This window comes from Pseudomonas sp. GW821-FHT02C04 (genome assembly GCF_059421845.1).
On record NZ_JBWKVT010000008.1, the window covers coordinates 32,528 to 50,353 of the forward strand.

Sequence of the window (17,826 nt, forward strand, 5' to 3'; positions counted from 1 at the left end):
GCCGCCGCAAAATGCCAGCTGATGCTGGCAGCGGTGGACATTGACCTGACTGTCGGCACGACTTGTTTTGAATAAAGCCCAAACGCTATCCACGCGCTACGACCCCCGCGAGCTCTCTGATGAGGAGTTGGTCGCGCGCTCGCATACCGAGCTGTTTCACGTGACGCGCGCCTATGAAGAACTGATGCGGCGTTACCAGCGAACATTATTTAACGTTTGTGCGCGGTATCTTGGGAACGATCGCGACGCAGACGATGTCTGTCAGGAAGTGATGTTGAAGGTGCTGTACGGCCTGAAGAACTTCGAGGGGAAATCGAAGTTCAAGACATGGCTATATAGCATCACTTACAACGAATGCATCACGCAGTATCGGAAGGAACGGCGAAAGCGTCGCTTGATGGACGCACTGAGTCTTGACCCCCTCGAGGAAGCGTCCGAAGAAAAGGCGCCGAAACCCGAGGAGAAGGGCGGACTCGATCGCTGGCTGGTGTATGTGAACCCGATTGACCGTGAAATTCTGGTGCTTCGATTTGTCGCAGAGCTGGAATTTCAGGAGATCGCAGACATCATGCACATGGGTTTGAGTGCTACAAAAATGCGGTACAAACGTGCTCTAGATAAATTGCGTGAGAAATTTGCAGGCATTGCTGAAACTTAGTTCAGCGCAAATATCTCTTACGTGTAGGCAAGTTCTGATAGACTTGCCGCCGAGTTGTCCCCCGGTTTGCGGGACTGCTTCACAATCACCAGATGGGGATTTAACGGATGAAACTGAAAAACACCTTGGGCTTGGCCATTGGTTCTTTGATTGCCGCTACTTCGTTCGGCGCACTGGCACAAGGCCAAGGCGCAGTTGAAGGCGAACTGTTCTACAAGAAGCAGTACAACGACAGCGTTAACCATGTCGAAGACGGCTTCAACCCAGGCGCCTCTATCGGTTACTTCTTGACCGACGACGTATCGTTGAACTTGACCTACGACAAGAACAACCACACCCGTTCGAACGACGGCACCGGCAGCCAGAAGCTGGGTGGCGACAACTTCGGTCTGAACGCTCAGTACCACTTCAACAACGCTGGTGACGCTCTGCGTCCTTACGTTGCTGGCGGTGTGAAGCACGGCAGCCTGACCAACGTAGCTGCTGACGGCCACACCGGTCGCGATCAGTCGACCTACCTGACTGCTGGCGCTGGCGTTAAGTACTACTTCGCTGAAAACTTCTACGCCCGTGCTGGTGTAGACGCTGACTACAAACTGGACAACGGTCGCTGGAACTACGCTCCAGTAATCGGTCTGGGTGTGAACTTCGGTGGCGGCAACAAGCCTGCTGCTGCTCCAGTTCCAGCACCAGCTGAAGTCTGCTCCGACAGCGACAACGATGGCGTTTGCGACAACGTTGACAAGTGCCCAGACACCCCAGCCAACGTAACTGTTGACGCTGATGGCTGCCCGGCAGTTGCTGAAGTTGTTCGTGTTGAGCTGGACGTGAAATTCGACTTCGACAAGTCGGTCGTCAAGCCAAACAGCTACGGCGATATCAAAAACCTGGCTGACTTCATGAAGCAGTACCCATCGACTCGCACCACTGTTGAAGGTCACACTGACAACGTCGGTCCTGACGCTTACAACCAGAAACTGTCCGAGCGTCGTGCAAACGCCGTTAAACAAGTTCTGGTTAACCAGTACGGTGTTGAATCGTCCCGCGTTGGTTCGGTTGGCTACGGCGAATCCCGCCCAGTTGCTGACAACAAAACCGAAGCTGGTCGTGCTGTTAACCGTCGCGTAGAAGCGCAGGTTGAAGCTCAAGCTAAGTAATTAGCTCGCCGCTTTGAGAAAAGCCCGGCTCAGGCCGGGCTTTTCTTTGTCTGCGATTTGGTGAAAACCAGATGATCAGGCTGACTGATCGGCTGGCCAGGCGAGCAAATCGGATCGGGCCGCAGAAGCTGCCACCGCACCAATCACCAGAATGGCAGGGCTCTTGAGCTCAAACCTGCAGGCGTCTTCCTCCATCCCCGTCAGATCGCTCCGGCATTCCCGTTGTTGTGGCAGGGAGGCGTTTTCGATCATCGCTACCGGCGTATCCATCGCCATTCCGCCTGCCAACAATTGCTCACGTATCTCGCTGAGCTTGGCCACTCCCATATAGATCACCAGTGTCGTGCCGCTTTGCGCCAGAGCCTGCCAGTTCAATTGGCTGTCGTCCTGAGTGTGCGCGGTGACCAGCGTTACGCCCCGCGCCACGCCGCGTAAGGTCAGCGGAATGTCACACTGCGTTGCCCCGGCCAGTCCGGCGGTGATGCCATTGACCAGCTCCACTTCAACTCCGCGCTCACGTAACCACTGCGCTTCCTCGCCGCCACGACCGAAGATGCAGGGATCACCGCCCTTGAGGCGAACCACGCATTTGCCCTGGCGCGCATAACGCAGCATCAGCCGATGGATGAATGCCTGTGGCGTCGAGCGACAGCCGCCACGTTTGCCGACCGGAATGATCCGTGCGGCCGGGCAGTGCTCCAGCACGGCGTCGTTGACCAGATCGTCGATCAGCACCACATCCGCTTCGCGCAAGGCACGCACGGCTTTGAGCGTCAGCAATTCAGGATCGCCGGGACCCGCGCCCACCAGCCAGACTTTTGCGTTCATGGTGTTTTCCTCTTCAGATGACGGCGACCGGCCGCGCTTCGGCGACCAGTAAACGCTTGATTTCCGGGACGCAGGAACCGCATTGCGTGCCGCAGCCCAGTGTGTTTTTCAAACCCTGTAAATCCAGACCTTCTCGAATGCCGGCGCAGACCGCGCTGTGGCTGACGTTTTTGCAATTGCACAGAGTCTTGTCGGCAACGCTCTGCACACCGGCATTGCCCGGCGGCGCACTCATCGGCGCCAGCAGCCAGCGCCGCAGTTGTTCGTCTGCGCGGCCCTCCAGCCACAAGCCTTGCAGCCAATGCTGGGCGAGGGTTTCGCCAGCGAGGCGGATGGCCGTGATTCGCCCGTTCTCGATGCGTACCCGTTTGCCGATGGCCCGGCGCGGATCGTCATAGGCCAGTACCGGGCCTTCGATCAGGGCCAGGCACTGGTCGATTTCGCGCAGCAATTGCGGATCGGGTGCGGCGGCGCTGGCAGCGCGTATCAGCAGCGCTGGACGCTCGCGTCCGACAAGGCTGAGGCTGACGTAGGAAAACGCCTCACACAGCGGTCGAAGCGCCTCAAAGTGCCGTTGAACATCGCCCTCGATCAGTGCGAAAAGCTGCCAGGGCAGATTCACCGGTTCCAGACGTACCCCGCTGTGCTTGAGTTCCGGTTGCTTCGACAAGGGATCGAAGGCGGGCAGGGTCAGGCAGTTCACGCCGCCCTTGAGAAAACGATCGCCCCAGTGCATCGGCAGAAAGGCCTGGCCCGGACGCACACTGTCATCGCTTTCGACCGCCACGATCACCGCGCCCCGGCGGCTCTTCAGACTCACCAGATCCCCCGGCTGCAAACGGTGCCGACGCAATTCGTCCGGGTGCAGGCTCAGTACCGCTTCGCTGACATGCCCGAACAACTGCGCCGCCGTGCCGGTGCGGCTCATACCGTGCCATTGATCACGCAGGCGACCGGTGATCAGGGTCAGTGGAAAACGTGCGTCCCGTTGCTCTTTTGCAGCGCGATAGGGATCGGCAACAAACTGCGCACGACCGCTGGCCGTAGGAAATATGCCGTCGCAGTACAGGCGCGGAGTGCCTTGTCGGGCGCCCTCAGGAAACGGCCATTGCTGCGGGCCGATTTCATCAAGCAACCCATGACTGATGCCGCACACGTCCAGATCGCGGCCACGGGTCAGTGCTTTGAATTCATCGAACAATTGCGCGGGGCGGTCAAACGCAAACAGGCTCGGCTGTTGCGGGCGCAGACGTTTCTCCAGGCGTTGTGCGAAATCCACCGTGATCGCCCAGTCCGGTCGTGCTTCACCGGGTGCGACTATGGCTTTGCGCACGTGGGAAATCCGCCGTTCGGAGTTGGTCACCGAACCTTCCTTCTCGCCCCAACTGGCCGCCGGCAGCAGCAGATCGGCAAACGCTGCGGTTTCGGTGGTGCGAAACGCCTCTTGCAACACCACGAACGGACAAGCCTCCAGCGCAGCCCGCACAGCGTTCTGGTCCGGCATCGATTGCGCCGGGTTGGTGCAGGCAATCCACAGCGCTTTGATCTTGCCGCTGCGCACTTGCTCGAACAGTTCGATGGCGCTGAGACCGGTGTTTTCCGGCAGTGACTCCACCCCCCAATACGCCGCCACTTCTGCGCGGTGCTCCGGGTTGGCAGCCTCACGATGACCGGGCAGCAAATTCGAGAGGCTGCCGGTTTCCCGCCCGCCCATGGCATTCGGCTGACCGGTCAGGGAGAAAGGTCCTGCGCCCGGCCGGCCGATTTGCCCGGTGGCCAGGTGCAGATTGATCAGCGCGCTGTTCTTCGCGCTGCCGGCGGTGGACTGGTTCAGGCCCATGCACCACAGCGACAGAAAACTCGGCGCGGTGCCGACCCATTCGGCACATTGCTGCAATTGCTCGACGCTGATTCCGCACAGCTGCGAAACCATCGCCGGGGTGTAATCGCGCACCAGGCTTTTCAGCTCGGCGAGGCCTTCGGTGTGAGCCTTGATGAAGTCACGGTCGATCCAGTCTTCCCACAACAACAGATGCAAAATCCCATGGAACAAAGCGACGTCGGTGCCCGGCAGAATCGCCAGATGCAGGTCGGCGAGGTCGCAAGTGTCGGTGCGTCGGGGGTCGATGACGATGACTTTCATCTGCGGGCGACGGGATTTGGCTTCTTCGAGCCGACGAAACAGTACCGGGTGGGCGTAGGCCATGTTGCTGCCGACGATCAGCACGCAGTCGCTCAGCTCCAGGTCTTCATAGCTGCACGGTGGTGCGTCGGCACCGAGGCTGCGCTTGTAACCGACCACCGCCGAGGACATGCACAGCCGCGAATTACTGTCGATGTTGTTGGTGCCGACCAGCGCCCGCGCCAGTTTGTTGAAGGCGTAGTAATCCTCGGTCAGCAACTGCCCGGAGATGTAGAACGCCACGCTGTCCGGGCCATGTTCGGCGATGGTTTCGGCGAATACGTTGGCGGCGTGCTCCAGCGCTGTGTCCCAGTCGCAATGACTGCGCGCCAAACCTTTGCCCAAGCGCAATTCCGGATACAGCGCGCGCGCTGTCAGATCACCGGTCAGGTGCAGGGTCGAGCCTTTGCTGCACAGTTTGCCGAAGTTGGCCGGGTGCGCCGGATCACCGCTGACGCCGAGAATGCGCTCGCCGTCATGCTCGATCAGCACGCCGCAGCCGACCCCGCAATAACAGCAGGTCGAAGCGGTCGTCTGGCGGTTCATCAGACGGCGTCCCGCAAGGCCAGTTGCACGCGGCCGTTTTCGACCCGGGCCGGGTGATGATGCACGCAACCGACGTCCGGTGCCTGGGCTTCACCGGATTGCAGGTCGATCTGCCAGTTGTGCAGCGGGCAGGCCACGCGCTTGCCGTAGATCAGGCCTTGAGACAGCGGGCCGCCCTTGTGCGGGCAGCGGTCGTCGAGTGCGAAAACCTCATCGTCGCTTGTACGAAAGATCGCGATGTCACCTTTGGGCCCGGCGATGATCCGCGAACCGAGGGCGTTGATCTCTTCCAGGGCACAGATATCGAGCCAGTTCATGCCGGCACCTCCAGGTTTTTCACGGGGATCACGTCGAACTCTTTTTTCAGTTGCGGCTGCGCGAGGCGCTCTTTCCACGGGTCCTGTTCGAACGACAGGGAGAATTGCAGGCGCTCGTTCAGGGCCTTGCGGCGCTCGGGATCTTCCAGCACGGCTTTCTTGATGTGCTCCATGCCGACCCGTTGCAGGTAGTGCACGGTGCGTTCGAGGTAGAAGGCTTCTTCGCGGTACAGCTGCAGGAACGCGCCGTTGTATTCGCGCACTTCCTCGGCGGTCTTGAGCTTGACGAAGAACTCGGCGACTTCGGTCTTGATCCCGCCGTTGCCACCGATGTACATCTCCCAGCCGGAATCGACGCCGATGATTCCTACGTCTTTAATCCCCGCTTCCGAACAGTTGCGTGGGCATCCAGAGACCGCCAGCTTCACTTTGTGCGGCGACCACATGTTGAACAGGTCATGTTCGAGGTCGATGCCCAACTGGGTCGAATTCTGCGTGCCGAAGCGGCAGAACTCGCTGCCGACGCAGGTTTTCACGGTGCGGATGGATTTGCCGTAGGCATGGCCGGACGGCATGTCGAGGTCTTTCCACACACCGGGCAGGTCCTGCTTCTTGATCCCCAGCAAGTCGATGCGCTGGCCGCCGGTGACCTTGACCATCGGCACCTGGTATTTGTCCGCCACGTCGGCAATCCGCCGCAGTTCCGACGGGTTGGTCACGCCGCCCCACATCCGTGGCACCACTGAATAGGTGCCGTCCTTTTGAATGTTGGCGTGGGCCCGTTCGTTGATCAGGCGCGACTGCGGATCGTCCTTGGCCTCACCGGGCCAGGTGGAAATCAGGTAGTAGTTGAGGGCCGGGCGGCAGGTGGCGCAGCCGTTCGGGGTGCGCCAGTTGAGGTAACTCATGGTGCCGGCGATGGTCAGCAGGTGCTGCTCGCGGATGGCCTGGCGGATCTGGCCGTGGTTGAGGTCGCTGCAACCGCAGATGGCTTTTTCGCTTTTCGGTTTGACGTCCGCCGCGCCGCCAACGGTATTGATCAGGATCTGCTCGACCAGCCCGGCGCAGGAGCCGCAGGAGCTGGCCGCCTTGGTGTGTTTCTTCACTTCGTCGACGCTGAACAGCCCGTGTTCCTGAATTGCCTTGACGATGGTGCCCTTGCACACGCCGTTGCAGCCGCAGACTTCGGCGTTGTCGGCCATGCTCATGGCTTTGTCCTGGCCTTGATGTCCTACGTCGCCTAAAGCGTTTTCTCCAAACATCAGGTGATCGCGGATCTCGCCGATGGCGTGATTCTCACGAATCTGCCGGAAATACCAACCGCCATCTGCCGTATCGCCGTACAGACAGGCGCCGACCAGCACGTCATCCTTGATCACCAGTTTTTTGTACACCCCGCCGATCGGGTCGGAGAGGGTGATGGTCTCGGTGCCTTCGCCGCCCATGAAATCACCGGCGGAAAACAGGTCGATGCCGGTGACTTTCAATTTGGTCGAAGTCACCGAGCCCTGATAGCGGGCGAAACCCAGTTGCGCCAGGTGGTTGGCGCAGACCTTGGCCTGTTCGAACAGCGGCGCCACCAGGCCGTAGGCAATGCCACGGTGGCTGGCGCATTCGCCGATGGCATAGATGCGCGGGTCGTAGGTTTGCAGGGTGTCGTTGACCAGGATGCCGCGATTGCACGGGATTCCGGCCTTTTCCGCCAGTTCGGTATTAGGGCGAATGCCGGCGGCCATGACGACGAGATCGGCAGGAATGATGTCGCCGTTCTTGAATTGCACCGAGCCGACGCGGCCGTTGCCGGCGTCGTGCAGGGCCTGGGTCTGTTCGCACAGGCGAAAGTGCAGGCCACGGGATTCGAGGGCGGTTTGCAGGAGCTGGCCGCTGGTCTTGTCCAGTTGCCGTTCCAGCAGCCATTCACCGAGGTGCACCACGGTGACGTGCATGCCGCGCAACATCAGGCCGTTGGCCGCTTCGAGGCCGAGCAGGCCGCCGCCGATCACCACGGCGTGCTTGTGGGTCTTGGCGGTGTCGATCATCGCCTGGGTGTCGGCGATGTCGCGGTAACCGATCACGCCCTGCAAGGTGTTGCCGGGGATCGGCAGGATGAACGGGGTCGAGCCGGTGGCGATCAGCAGGCGATCGTATTCGGCCTCGGTGCCGTCTTCGGCGATCACCCGGCGCTTGACCCGGTCGATCTCCACCACTTTGCGGTTGAGCAGCAGTTTGATGTTGTTTTGCAGATACCAGTCGAGGTCGTTGAGCACGATCTCTTCGAAGGTCTGCTCGCCGGCCAGCACTGGTGACAGCAGGATGCGGTTGTAGTTGGTGTGCGGTTCGGCGCCGAAGACCGTGATGTCGTACAGCTCGTTGCTCAGCTTGAGCAGTTCTTCCAGGGTACGGACCCCGGCCATGCCATTGCCGATCATCACCAGTTTGAGTTTTTTCATCAGGTTCTCCGCAAGCTTCGGGCTTGCCTCTTGTGGGCAGTCAGGCCTTGCTCGACAAAAATGGCGCAAACAAAAAAGGCGTCCCGCCAGTTACCTAGCGAGGACGCCTTTGTCCTTGTCCCGTTCTCTCGGGAAGCCTGGCCTTCGTCGTTGAAGGTCGGGCTTTATGTCAGTTGAAAACGTTAATGCAGTGGTTGTGCCAAGTCGCGGTGAGCCCCGAATTCACTGGGATAGTGCTGGAATTGGCCAGAAGTTCATTGTGGCTTTTGCACTGAATGGAAGCGGCACGCCCGTTAATGGAGCGCTGGATTAGCCATGAAACAACAGAAACATCAGCACCAGATTGCCCAGCAGTGCCAGCAACGCCAGTGTCCGCCAGACTTTCAGTGGCTCCCGTTCGAGCAAGGGCCGAGGGCGTACATTCAGGCTGCGGCGTTCACCCTGTTCCAGCGTCAGTAGCCATTCCTCGGCGGTTTCATAGCGTTGCAGCGGATCGGCCGAGACGCCACGTTCCAGACACTGCGCCAGCCATTCCGGCAGATCTGGCCGATAGCGAGCCGCACTCACCGGCACCCCGAAACGCGGACGCTGGAAGGCTTCAATCTCGCCGTAGGGAAAATGCCCGGTGAGCAGGAAATACAACGTTACGCCCACCGCATACAGATCCTGACGAGCCTCGGGCGTATCACCCCGAAAGGACTCCGGGGCGATGTAGCTCGGGGTTCCCGGCAGCGTCGACGGAGTGTCCTGCGAAAGACCGGGGCAATACGCCAGACCGAAATCCAGCAGGCGCAATTCACCGTCATCCCCCAGCAGCAGGTTCTCCGGCTTGATGTCGCGGTGCAGAATCTGCCGCCGATGCAGCAGGCCGACGGCCCGCAACAGGCGTTCGGCCACGTCCTGCCACTGAGGCAGGGGCAGCGGGCCGCTTTGCTCGAACAGACGCGCCAGTGTGATCCCCGAATATTCACGCATCACGTAGTACAAATGCTGACGCTGACTGGCGCTATGGACTTCAGGGAAGTGTCGCCCGGCCACGCGTTTGAGAAACCATTCTTCCGCCAGTAAGGCCTGACCTGCGTGGGCATCGTCCGCCAGCCGTGTGGGCAAGGTTTTCAACAGCCACGCCTGGCCTTGGCTATCGAGGACGCGATACAGCAACGATTGCTGGCTCTGGCCGACGATGCCTTGCACCTGCCAGCCTTCGAAGGTCTGGCCCGGTTTGAGCACCGGGGGCAGCGGCCATTGCTGCAACTGGATCAGCGCATCGCCGATGCTCGCTTCCCCCACGGCATCCACCCGCACCAGCAAGGCGCTGGCGTTGTCCTGGCTGCCGGCTAGATGCGCAGCGTTGACCAAGGTTTGTGCCGCACTGTGCAGATCCGGTTGATCACGCAGGATCCCGGCGATGGCCGTGTCGCCGAGTGCGGCCCAGACACCGTCGCTGAGCAGCACGAAGCTTTCGCCCTCACGCAGTTCGCCGTCGAGAAAATCCAGCACCAGATGCTGGTCCAGGCCTAGTGCGCGTTTGAGCACGTGCTGCATGCCCGGTTGCTCCCAGACGTGATCCTCGGTGATGCGCTGCAGGGTGTCGGCGTGCCAGCGATAGACCCGGCAATCCCCCACATGCGCCAGCGTGAAGCGTCTGCCGCGCAGGACCAGCGCGCTGACGGTGGTGAGTAACGGCTGGCCGCCGCCATTGGCCTGCAACCAGCGGTTTTGCGCGAGCAACAGGCGATCCAGCGCCTGAGCCACGCTCCAGGTCTGCGGGGTGGCGTAGTAGTCCAACGCCAGCGCCTGCAAGGTCGAGCGCGCAGCCAGACCGCCATCGGCGCACTGACTGACGCCGTCGGCGATGGCGAACAGAAACCCTTTGCTGGCGGCCAGCGCCGGGGCTGGAGTGACCAGGCGCAGGGCGTCCTGATTCTCCGCGCGTGGTCCGGTGGCGCTGGCTTCAGCGAAGCTAAGTTGCAGGGCCATGCGGGCCTCAGACCCGGGCAGCGGTCACGGCCGCCGAGCCCCAGGTGGTTCTCCAGCGACGCTTGACCCCGTGCAGACCGAACCACGCCAATACGCCAAGACTGGCGAACAACCACAGCGCCAGTTGATAGCTGCCGGTGCTCTGTTTGATTGCGCCCATACCGGCGGCGAGGGCAAAACCGCCGATGCCGCCGGCCATGCCGATCAGCCCGGTCATCACGCCGATCTCGCGACGAAAGCGCTGCGGCACCAGTTGGAACACCGCGCCATTCCCTGCACCGAGACCGAGCATGGTGCAGACGAAAAGGGCCAGCGCCGCGTAGGAACTCGGCAGGTTGAAGCCGACCGCCGCGATGCAGACCGCCGCCACGGTGTACATCGCCAGCAATGTGCGAATTCCGCCGAATCGGTCGGCCAGTGCGCCGCCCAGCGGGCGCATCAGGCTGCCGCCGAACACGCAGGCGGCGGTGTAGTAACCGGCGGTGACGGGACTCAAACCGTATTGATCGTTGAAGTAGCCGGGCAGGGCGCTGGCCAGGCCGATGAAACCGCCAAAGGTGACGCTGTAGAAAAACATGAACCACCAACTGTCGCGGTCGCCCAGGGCCTTGAAGTAGTCGGCCATGGATTTGGCTTTTGGTCGCTCCGGCGCGTTTTTCGCCAGCCACGCAAACAGCACCAGCGTGAGGATCAACGGAATCAGGGCGAAACCGAACACATTGCTCCAGCCGAACGACGCGGCCAGCACCGGGGCGATTAACGCGGCGAACACGGTGCCGGAGTTGCCGGCGCCGGCAATCCCCATCGCCTTGCCCTGATGCTCGGGTGGATACCACTGCGAGGCCAGCGGCAACGCCACGGCGAACGAAGCGCCGGCCATGCCGAGGAACAGGCCGAGCAACAGGGCTTGTTCGTAGCTGTGGATGCCGAGTTTCCAGGCGCCGAACAGCGCACAGATCACGATCACCTGACCGATCAGCCCGGCGGTTTTCGGCGACAGGCGATCGGCAAGCATGCCCATCGCAAAGCGCAGCACGGCGCCGGCCAGGATCGGCGTGGCCACCACGAGGCCGCGCTGTTGGGTGGTCAGGTGCAGGTCGGCGGCGATCTGCACCGCCAGCGGGCCGAGCAGGTACCAGACCATGAAGCTCAGGTCGAAATACAGGAAGGCCGCGAACAGGGTCGGGGTGTGGCCGGATTTCCAGAAGCTTTTATTCATCGCGCACCTCAGCGGTAGAGAATCTCGAGAAGGAGTCAGAACCAGCACAGTGGGGCGCCGCCACGGCCGCACCACCGGCCCCGGTCAATGGGGCCAAAACGCAAAAACGCCGCTACCCGGATCGCCGAATGGGGCGAAGAAGGTGAGCGACGTCTTTGTCGTGGGTGGGGCAACCGCCGTTGGTTACCTGTAGGGATTGCTTAGCGAGATCTGTGCCAGCTCAGCCGAGCAACTCGCTCATGGCAATGATCTGCTCCGCCACCTGAATCAGTTTCTGCTGGCGGCTCATGGCCTGGCGGCGCATCAGGGTGTAGGCCTCTTCTTCGTTGCAGTCCTTCATTTTCATCAACAGACCCTTGGCCAGTTCGATGCGTTTGCGCTCGGCCAGTTGCTGGTCGCGGGCCTGAAGCTGGGCGCGCAGGGCCTGATCGCTTTCGAAGCGGGCCATGGCCACGTCGAGAATCGGCTGCAAGCGTTGTGCGTGAATGCCTTCGACGATGTAGGCACTGACCCCGGACTTGATCGCCTGACGCATCACGCCAGGGTCATGCTCGTCGGTGAACATCACGATCGGCCGGGGCTGGTCGCGGCTGACCAGCACCACTTGTTCCATCACATCACGGCTCGGTGACTCGGTATCGATCAGGATCACGTCCGGGCGCACCGTTTCGACGCGTGCGGGCAGGTCGATGGTCAGGCCGGACTCGTCGATGACCTCGAAACCGGCCTCGGTCAGCGCGGCTTTCAGGCGCCCGACTTTTTTCGCGGTGTCGTTGATCAGCAGAATGCGCAGCATGTTCGCGGTCTCCTGTCAGCGGCGGGCGAGAAGGGGGGCGTTATTGCTCAGCGCGTGCAGCTTGAAGCCTTGCGCATAGGCGGCCGGGTCGCTGCCGTCCCAGACCTTGCCGTCGATCAACTGGCTGCTGCGCATGTCTTCGGTACCGACCGGCACACCGACAGCGCTGGCCGCGTCGCGGTACAGCGCCAGTTGCTGCACCTGACGGGCGACGGCGAGGTAGTCCGGGTCGTCGCGCAGCAAACCCCAGCGGCGGAACTGGGTCATGAACCACATGCCGTCCGACAGGTACGGCAGGTTAACCGCCCCATCGCCGTGAAAGCGCAGGGCGTGCGGATCCTGCCAGCGGTTGCCGAGGCCATCGTCGTAGTCGCCGAGAAAGCGCGGTTCGATGCAGGACACCGGGGCGTCCAGATACTCGGCGGCGCTGAGCAACTGCGCGGTGCTGCGGCGGTTTTCCGGGCTCTCTTCGATGAAACGGCTGGCTTCGAGGATCGCCATCACCAGTGCGCGGGCGGTGTTGGGGTATTGCTCGACGAAGGCGCGGGTGCAGCCGAGGACTTTTTCCGGATGGTCGGGCCAGATGGTCTGGCTGGTCGCCATTGTGAAGCCGAGATTCAGCTGCACCGCGCTGGCTGCCCACGGCTCGCCCACGCAGAAACCGTCGATGCGACCGGCCTGCAGGTGCGCGACCATTTGCGGCGGCGGTACGACCACGCTGTCGACATTCTGCAACGGATGGATGCCCTGACTGGCGAGCCAGTAATAAAGCCACATGGCGTGGGTGCCGGTGGGGAAAGTCTGGGCAAAGGTCAGTCTTGCGCGGGTTTGGTGCACATGACGGTACAGCGCCTCAGGACCGGTCACGCCCAGGCTCTGCAAACCATGGGACAGGTTGAGGCTCTGACCGTTCTGGTTCAGGCCCATCAGCACCGCCATGTCGGTGGACGCAACGCCGCCGATGCCCAAGTGCACCGCGTAGATCAGACCGTACAGACTGTGGGCGGCATCGAGCTCGCCGCTGACCAGATTGTCGCGCAGGTTGGCCCAGGAACTCTGGCGCTTGAGGTTCAGGGTCAGGCCGTAAGGCTGGGCAAAGCCCTGCGTGGCGGCGACCACCACTGAAGCGCAGTCGCTCAGGGCCATGAAGCCGAGGTTGATCGCGCTTTTTTCCGGGGCATCGCTGCCGTTGACCCAGGCCAGTGGCCCGACGGAGGTTTGAGTCATGAAAAGCCATCCTCAAAAAAAACGTCGTCACGGACTTTGTCGAGGCAAAACCCGGTGACGACGCCATTGTCCTTGCCTGCCTGCCGTCATTGGCCTGCGGGCTGATGCAGGGGAAGGTGCAAGGCATATGCCAGTGCAGGGGATTTGCGTGTGCGCCTCGCGCGGCAGGGCGATGCCCGGCTATAATCGCCGCCTCTTTTCGCCGCCCGAGTCATAGCCGCCCATGTACACCCTGGCCCGTCAGCTGTTGTTCAAACTTTCCCCGGAAACCTCCCACGATCTGTCGCTGGATCTGATCGGCGCGGGCGGGCGTTTGGGCCTCAACGGCTTGCTGTGCAAGGCCCCGGCGTCGCTGCCGGTGAACGTCATGGGCCTGGACTTCCCGAACCCTGTGGGTCTCGCGGCCGGTCTGGACAAGAACGGCGCGGCCATCGACGGCTTCGCGCAGCTGGGTTTCGGTTTTGTCGAAATCGGCACCGTGACCCCGCGTCCGCAGCCGGGCAACCCGAAACCACGGATTTTCCGCCTGCCGGAAGCCGAGGCGATCATCAATCGCATGGGTTTCAACAACCTCGGTGTGGATAACCTGCTGGCGCGGGTCGCGGCGGCCAAATACAAAGGCGTGCTGGGGATCAACATCGGCAAGAACTTCGACACCCCGGTCGAGCGTGCGGTCGATGACTACCTGATCTGCCTGGACAAGGTTTACGCCCACGCCAGCTACATCACGGTCAACGTCAGTTCGCCGAATACCCCGGGCCTGCGCAGCCTGCAATTCGGCGACTCGCTCAAGCAATTGCTGGCAGACCTGGCCACGCGCCGCGCCGAACTGGCCCTGCGCCACGGCAAACATGTACCGCTGGCGATCAAGATCGCGCCGGACATGACCGACGAAGAAACCGCGCAGGTCGCGCAAGCGCTGATCGAAACCGGGATGGACGCGGTGATCGCCACCAACACCACCCTCAGCCGCGTGGGCGTCGAAGGCATGGAACACGGTGACGAGGCGGGCGGTCTGTCCGGTGCGCCGGTTCGCGAGAAGAGCACCCACACGGTCAAAGTGCTGGCGTCCGAGCTGGGTGGCAAACTGCCGATCATCGCGGCGGGCGGTATCACCGAAGGCAAACATGCGGCCGAGAAGATCGCTGCCGGCGCGAGCCTGGTGCAGATCTACTCCGGCTTCATCTATAAGGGCCCGGCGCTGATCCGTGAATCCGTGGACGCGATCGCGGCCAAGCGCTGATCTTCGGACATAAAAAGGCAGGCATAAAAAAGGGCTCCTCGAAGGAGCCCCTGGGCCGTAGCCCGCCGTCCGGGAAGGACGTGCATGGTGATCAGGGTGTTGCGAAATCAGATTGTCGTGTCGGAATAAGTGCCCTGTGTCAGCCGACGGCGTGAAGTTCGTTGAGTCTGTGGATTCCCGCAGTGCCGGTCATACCGTCCCAGTTGTCGCCGCGTCCTTCTCGCCAGCCGTTGATCCAGGCTTGACGTACCGACGGTAGAGTAAATGGGCAAAGCTCACGGGATTTGCCACCAACGCCATATTGATATCCGCGCAAAAATGCTCTTTCCAACGGATCACGCTTAAGTCTTCTCATAGGGTGTTTCCCTCACTTGTTGACTGTTTTTGTCGCGTCGACCTCAATTGAGGTCTGGCAGAAAAACTCTGCCGTTGGCGGCTCGCTGCCGGCGTGGCGAGCCAAGGTGTTGACGCCGTTGCGACGTCAACCTGTGTCCAGTTCTAACCAATGAGTCACATCGAGGGAATGACCGTTTTGTCATAAGGACGTAACGAAAAGGATGCTATGGCGATAAGTAACGCCAGGTTTCATGAATGTTTATTCACCAAACCCCGGTATGATCGGCCCTGCGCTGTATGACAGGTTTAATGCCTTAGTGAGAATGACCCACGTTTACCGTCGGGTACTTTTCGACGAAGGGTTGCTTTGAGTCATTTTGTTGCATCAACTTTTTTATCTGTCCCGGCATCTAAGCTCTTTTAACCCGAGCAGCGGGGATGGAACGGCACACCTTCGTGCCACGCGGGCGCTCTTGTAGAAAAGCGCCTGATTGAAAACCGGATCGGCAATGCGTTGCCGGTTCATTAGCCAAAGGCTCTGGAAAAACCATGTCCGACCGTTTCGAACTCTTCCTCACTTGCCCCAAAGGCCTTGAAGGCCTGCTCATCGAGGAAGCCGTCGGGCTTGGCCTTGAAGAAGCCCGCGAGCACACCTCCGCCGTGCGTGGCATGGCGACCATGGAAACCGCTTATCGTCTGTGCCTCTGGTCGCGTCTGGCCAACCGCGTGTTGCTGGTGCTCAAGCGCTTCCCGATGAAAGACGCCGAGGACCTGTACCACGGCGTGCTCGACGTCGAATGGCAGGACCACATGCTCGCCGACGGCACTCTCGCTGTTGAATTCAGCGGCCACGGCTCGGGCATCGACAACACCCACTTCGGCGCCTTGAAGGTCAAGGACGCCATCGTCGACAAACTGCGCACCCCGCAGGGCGACCGTCCAAGCATCGACAAGCTCAATCCGGACCTGCGCATTCACCTGCGCCTGGATCGTGGCGAAGCGATTCTGTCCCTCGACCTCTCCGGCCACAGCCTGCACCAGCGCGGCTACCGCTTGCAGCAGGGCGCGGCGCCGCTGAAGGAAAACCTCGCGGCAGCGATCCTGATCCGCTCCGGCTGGCCGCGCATTGCCGCCGAAGGTGGCGCGCTGGCTGACCCGATGTGCGGTGTCGGCACGTTCCTGGTCGAAGCCGGCATGATCGCCGCCGACATGGCGCCGAACCTGCGTCGCGAGCAGTGGGGCTTCACCGCCTGGCTCGGTCACGTGCCGGCGCTGTGGAAGAAGCTGCATGAAGAAGCTGCCGAGCGTGCTGCTGCCGGTCTGGCCAAGCCACCGCTGTGGATTCGTGGTTATGAAGCCGACCCACGGCTGATCCAGCCAGGCCGCAACAACGTCGAACGCGCCGGCCTGAGCGAATGGATCAAGATCTATCAGGGCGAAGTGGCGACCTTCGAACCGCGCCCGGACCAGAACCAGAAAGGTCTGGTGATCTGCAACCCGCCGTACGGCGAGCGTCTGGGTGACGAAGCCAGCCTGTTGTACCTCTACCAGAACCTCGGCGAGCGTCTGCGTCAGGCCTGTCTGAACTGGGAAGCGGCGGTGTTCACCGGCGCGCCGGATCTGGGCAAGCGCATGGGCATCCGTAGCCACAAACAGTATTCGTTCTGGAACGGCGCGCTGCCGTGCAAGCTGCTGTTGATCAAAGTGCTGCCGGATCAGTTCGTCACCGGCGAGCGTCGCACCCCGGAGCAACGCCAGGCCGAGCGCGAGCAAGCCGAATACGATCAGGCGCCGAACGAGCCGCAAGAGCGCAAGTACAACAAGAACGGTAACCCGATCAAACCGACGCCGGCCCCGGCTCCGGTGATCGAGCAGCCGCGCCTGAGCGAAGGCGGGCAGATGTTTGCCAACCGCCTGCAGAAGAACCTCAAGGCGATGGGCAAGTGGGTCAAGCGCGAAGGCATCGACTGCTACCGTGTCTACGATGCGGACATGCCGGAATACGCGATGGCCATCGACCTGTACCACGACTGGGTGCACGTTCAGGAATACGCCGCGCCGAAGTCGATCGATCCGGAAAAGGCCTCGATCCGCATGTTCGACGCCCTGGCCGCCATCCCGCAGGCGCTGAACATCGACAAGAGCCGCGTGGTGGTCAAGCGCCGCGAGCGTCAGAGCGGCACCAAGCAGTACGAACGTCAGGCGGCCCAGGGCAAGTTCAACGAAGTCACCGAAGGCGGCGTGAAGCTGCTGGTGAACCTCACCGACTACCTCGACACCGGGCTGTTCCTCGATCACCGGCCAATGCGCATGCGGATCCAGAAAGAGGCGGCCGGCAAGCGCTTCCTCAACCTGTTCTGCTACACCGCGACCGCCAGTGTGCACGCAGCCAAGGGCGGCGCGCGCAGCACCACCAGCGTCGACCTGTCGAAAACCTACCTCGACTGGGCGCGCCGCAACCTGTCGCTCAACGGCTTCTCTGACAAGAACCGTCTGGAGCAGGGCGATGTGATGGCGTGGCTGGAAAGCAGCCGGGAAGAGTACGACCTGATCTTCATCGACCCGCCGACCTTCTCCAACTCCAAACGCATGGAAGGGATCTTCGACGTGCAGCGTGATCAGGTGCAGTTGATCGACCTGGCCATGGCCCGCCTGGCAACCGGCGGAGTGTTGTACTTCTCCAACAACTTCCGCAAGTTCCAGCTGGAAGACAACCTGGCCGAGCGTTATACGGTCGAGGAAATCACCGCCAGCACCATCGATCCGGACTTCGCCCGCAACGGCAAGATCCACCGCGCCTGGAAAATCACGGCCCGTTGACACCCTGATCAATTGGATCCACAGAGCCTTGATTTTTAAGGCTCTTGGATCCGATCAGAGCTAGCCA

At 61.5% G+C, this 17,826-nt stretch carries 13 protein-coding genes; 4 read left to right on the top strand and 9 right to left on the bottom strand.

Annotation, left to right across the window (positions count from 1 at the left end; genetic code table 11):
- The first annotated feature begins 67 nt into the window (after positions 1-67).
- Together sigX and AC07VV_RS24575 are read left to right on the top strand one after the other, a co-directional pair.
- A complete protein-coding gene (sigX, locus tag AC07VV_RS24570) occupies positions 68-658 on the top strand; it encodes an RNA polymerase sigma factor SigX (protein ID WP_011333251.1) in 591 nt (196 codons plus the stop codon).
- A gap of 107 nt (positions 659-765) precedes the next feature.
- Positions 766-1,815: an OmpA family protein gene (locus tag AC07VV_RS24575; RefSeq protein ID WP_096822517.1), complete on the top strand. Its 1,050-nt coding sequence runs from the start codon at positions 766-768 to the stop codon at positions 1,813-1,815.
- A gap of 75 nt (positions 1,816-1,890) precedes the next feature.
- Here AC07VV_RS24575 and cobA read toward each other — a convergent pair whose 3' ends face one another.
- The 8 genes from cobA to AC07VV_RS24615 all read right to left on the bottom strand — a co-directional run bounded on the left by cobA (position 1,891) and on the right by AC07VV_RS24615 (position 13,360).
- Positions 1,891-2,643, bottom strand: coding sequence for a uroporphyrinogen-III C-methyltransferase (cobA, locus tag AC07VV_RS24580; RefSeq protein ID WP_495037711.1), 753 nt, complete (start codon positions 2,641-2,643; stop codon positions 1,891-1,893).
- A gap of 13 nt (positions 2,644-2,656) precedes the next feature.
- On the bottom strand, positions 2,657-5,371 hold the full coding sequence (locus AC07VV_RS24585; RefSeq protein WP_495037712.1) for a nitrate reductase: 2,715 nt from the start codon (positions 5,369-5,371) through the stop codon (positions 2,657-2,659).
- The gene (nirD, locus tag AC07VV_RS24590; RefSeq protein ID WP_495037713.1) at positions 5,371-5,688 is read right to left on the bottom strand and encodes a nitrite reductase small subunit NirD; all 318 of its coding nucleotides are present in this window, start codon (positions 5,686-5,688) and stop codon (positions 5,371-5,373) included. The genes AC07VV_RS24585 and nirD overlap by 1 nt, the downstream gene beginning before the upstream one ends.
- Positions 5,685-8,138, bottom strand: coding sequence for a nitrite reductase large subunit NirB (nirB, locus tag AC07VV_RS24595; protein WP_085732400.1), 2,454 nt, complete (start codon positions 8,136-8,138; stop codon positions 5,685-5,687). The genes nirD and nirB overlap by 4 nt, the downstream gene beginning before the upstream one ends.
- A gap of 309 nt (positions 8,139-8,447) precedes the next feature.
- Entirely contained in the window at positions 8,448-10,118 is a 1,671-nt protein-coding gene (locus AC07VV_RS24600; protein ID WP_495037714.1) for a bifunctional protein-serine/threonine kinase/phosphatase, read from the bottom strand.
- Positions 10,119-10,125: 7 nt separating this feature from the next.
- Positions 10,126-11,337, bottom strand: a complete 1,212-nt coding sequence (locus AC07VV_RS24605) for a nitrate/nitrite transporter (protein ID WP_102686943.1) — start codon at positions 11,335-11,337, stop codon at positions 10,126-10,128.
- A 220-nt stretch (positions 11,338-11,557) separates the two neighbouring features.
- Complete coding sequence (locus AC07VV_RS24610) at positions 11,558-12,133, bottom strand: ANTAR domain-containing response regulator (RefSeq protein ID WP_007916390.1); 576 nt, start codon at positions 12,131-12,133, stop codon at positions 11,558-11,560.
- Positions 12,134-12,148: 15 nt separating this feature from the next.
- The gene (locus AC07VV_RS24615; RefSeq protein WP_495037715.1) at positions 12,149-13,360 is read right to left on the bottom strand and encodes a CmpA/NrtA family ABC transporter substrate-binding protein; all 1,212 of its coding nucleotides are present in this window, start codon (positions 13,358-13,360) and stop codon (positions 12,149-12,151) included.
- 223 nt (positions 13,361-13,583) lie between these two features.
- On the opposite strand from AC07VV_RS24615, the gene AC07VV_RS24620 reads away from it, so the two are divergent.
- Positions 13,584-14,603, top strand: coding sequence for a quinone-dependent dihydroorotate dehydrogenase (locus tag AC07VV_RS24620; RefSeq protein WP_192560172.1), 1,020 nt, complete (start codon positions 13,584-13,586; stop codon positions 14,601-14,603).
- A gap of 139 nt (positions 14,604-14,742) precedes the next feature.
- Here AC07VV_RS24620 and rmf read toward each other — a convergent pair whose 3' ends face one another.
- A complete protein-coding gene (gene rmf, locus AC07VV_RS24625; RefSeq protein WP_003223300.1) occupies positions 14,743-14,958 on the bottom strand; it encodes a ribosome modulation factor in 216 nt (71 codons plus the stop codon).
- A gap of 530 nt (positions 14,959-15,488) precedes the next feature.
- Between rmf and rlmKL the strand changes: the two genes are divergently transcribed.
- Complete coding sequence (gene rlmKL, locus AC07VV_RS24630) at positions 15,489-17,759, top strand: bifunctional 23S rRNA (guanine(2069)-N(7))-methyltransferase RlmK/23S rRNA (guanine(2445)-N(2))-methyltransferase RlmL (RefSeq protein ID WP_495037716.1); 2,271 nt, start codon at positions 15,489-15,491, stop codon at positions 17,757-17,759.
- Positions 17,760-17,826: the final 67 nt, after the last annotated feature.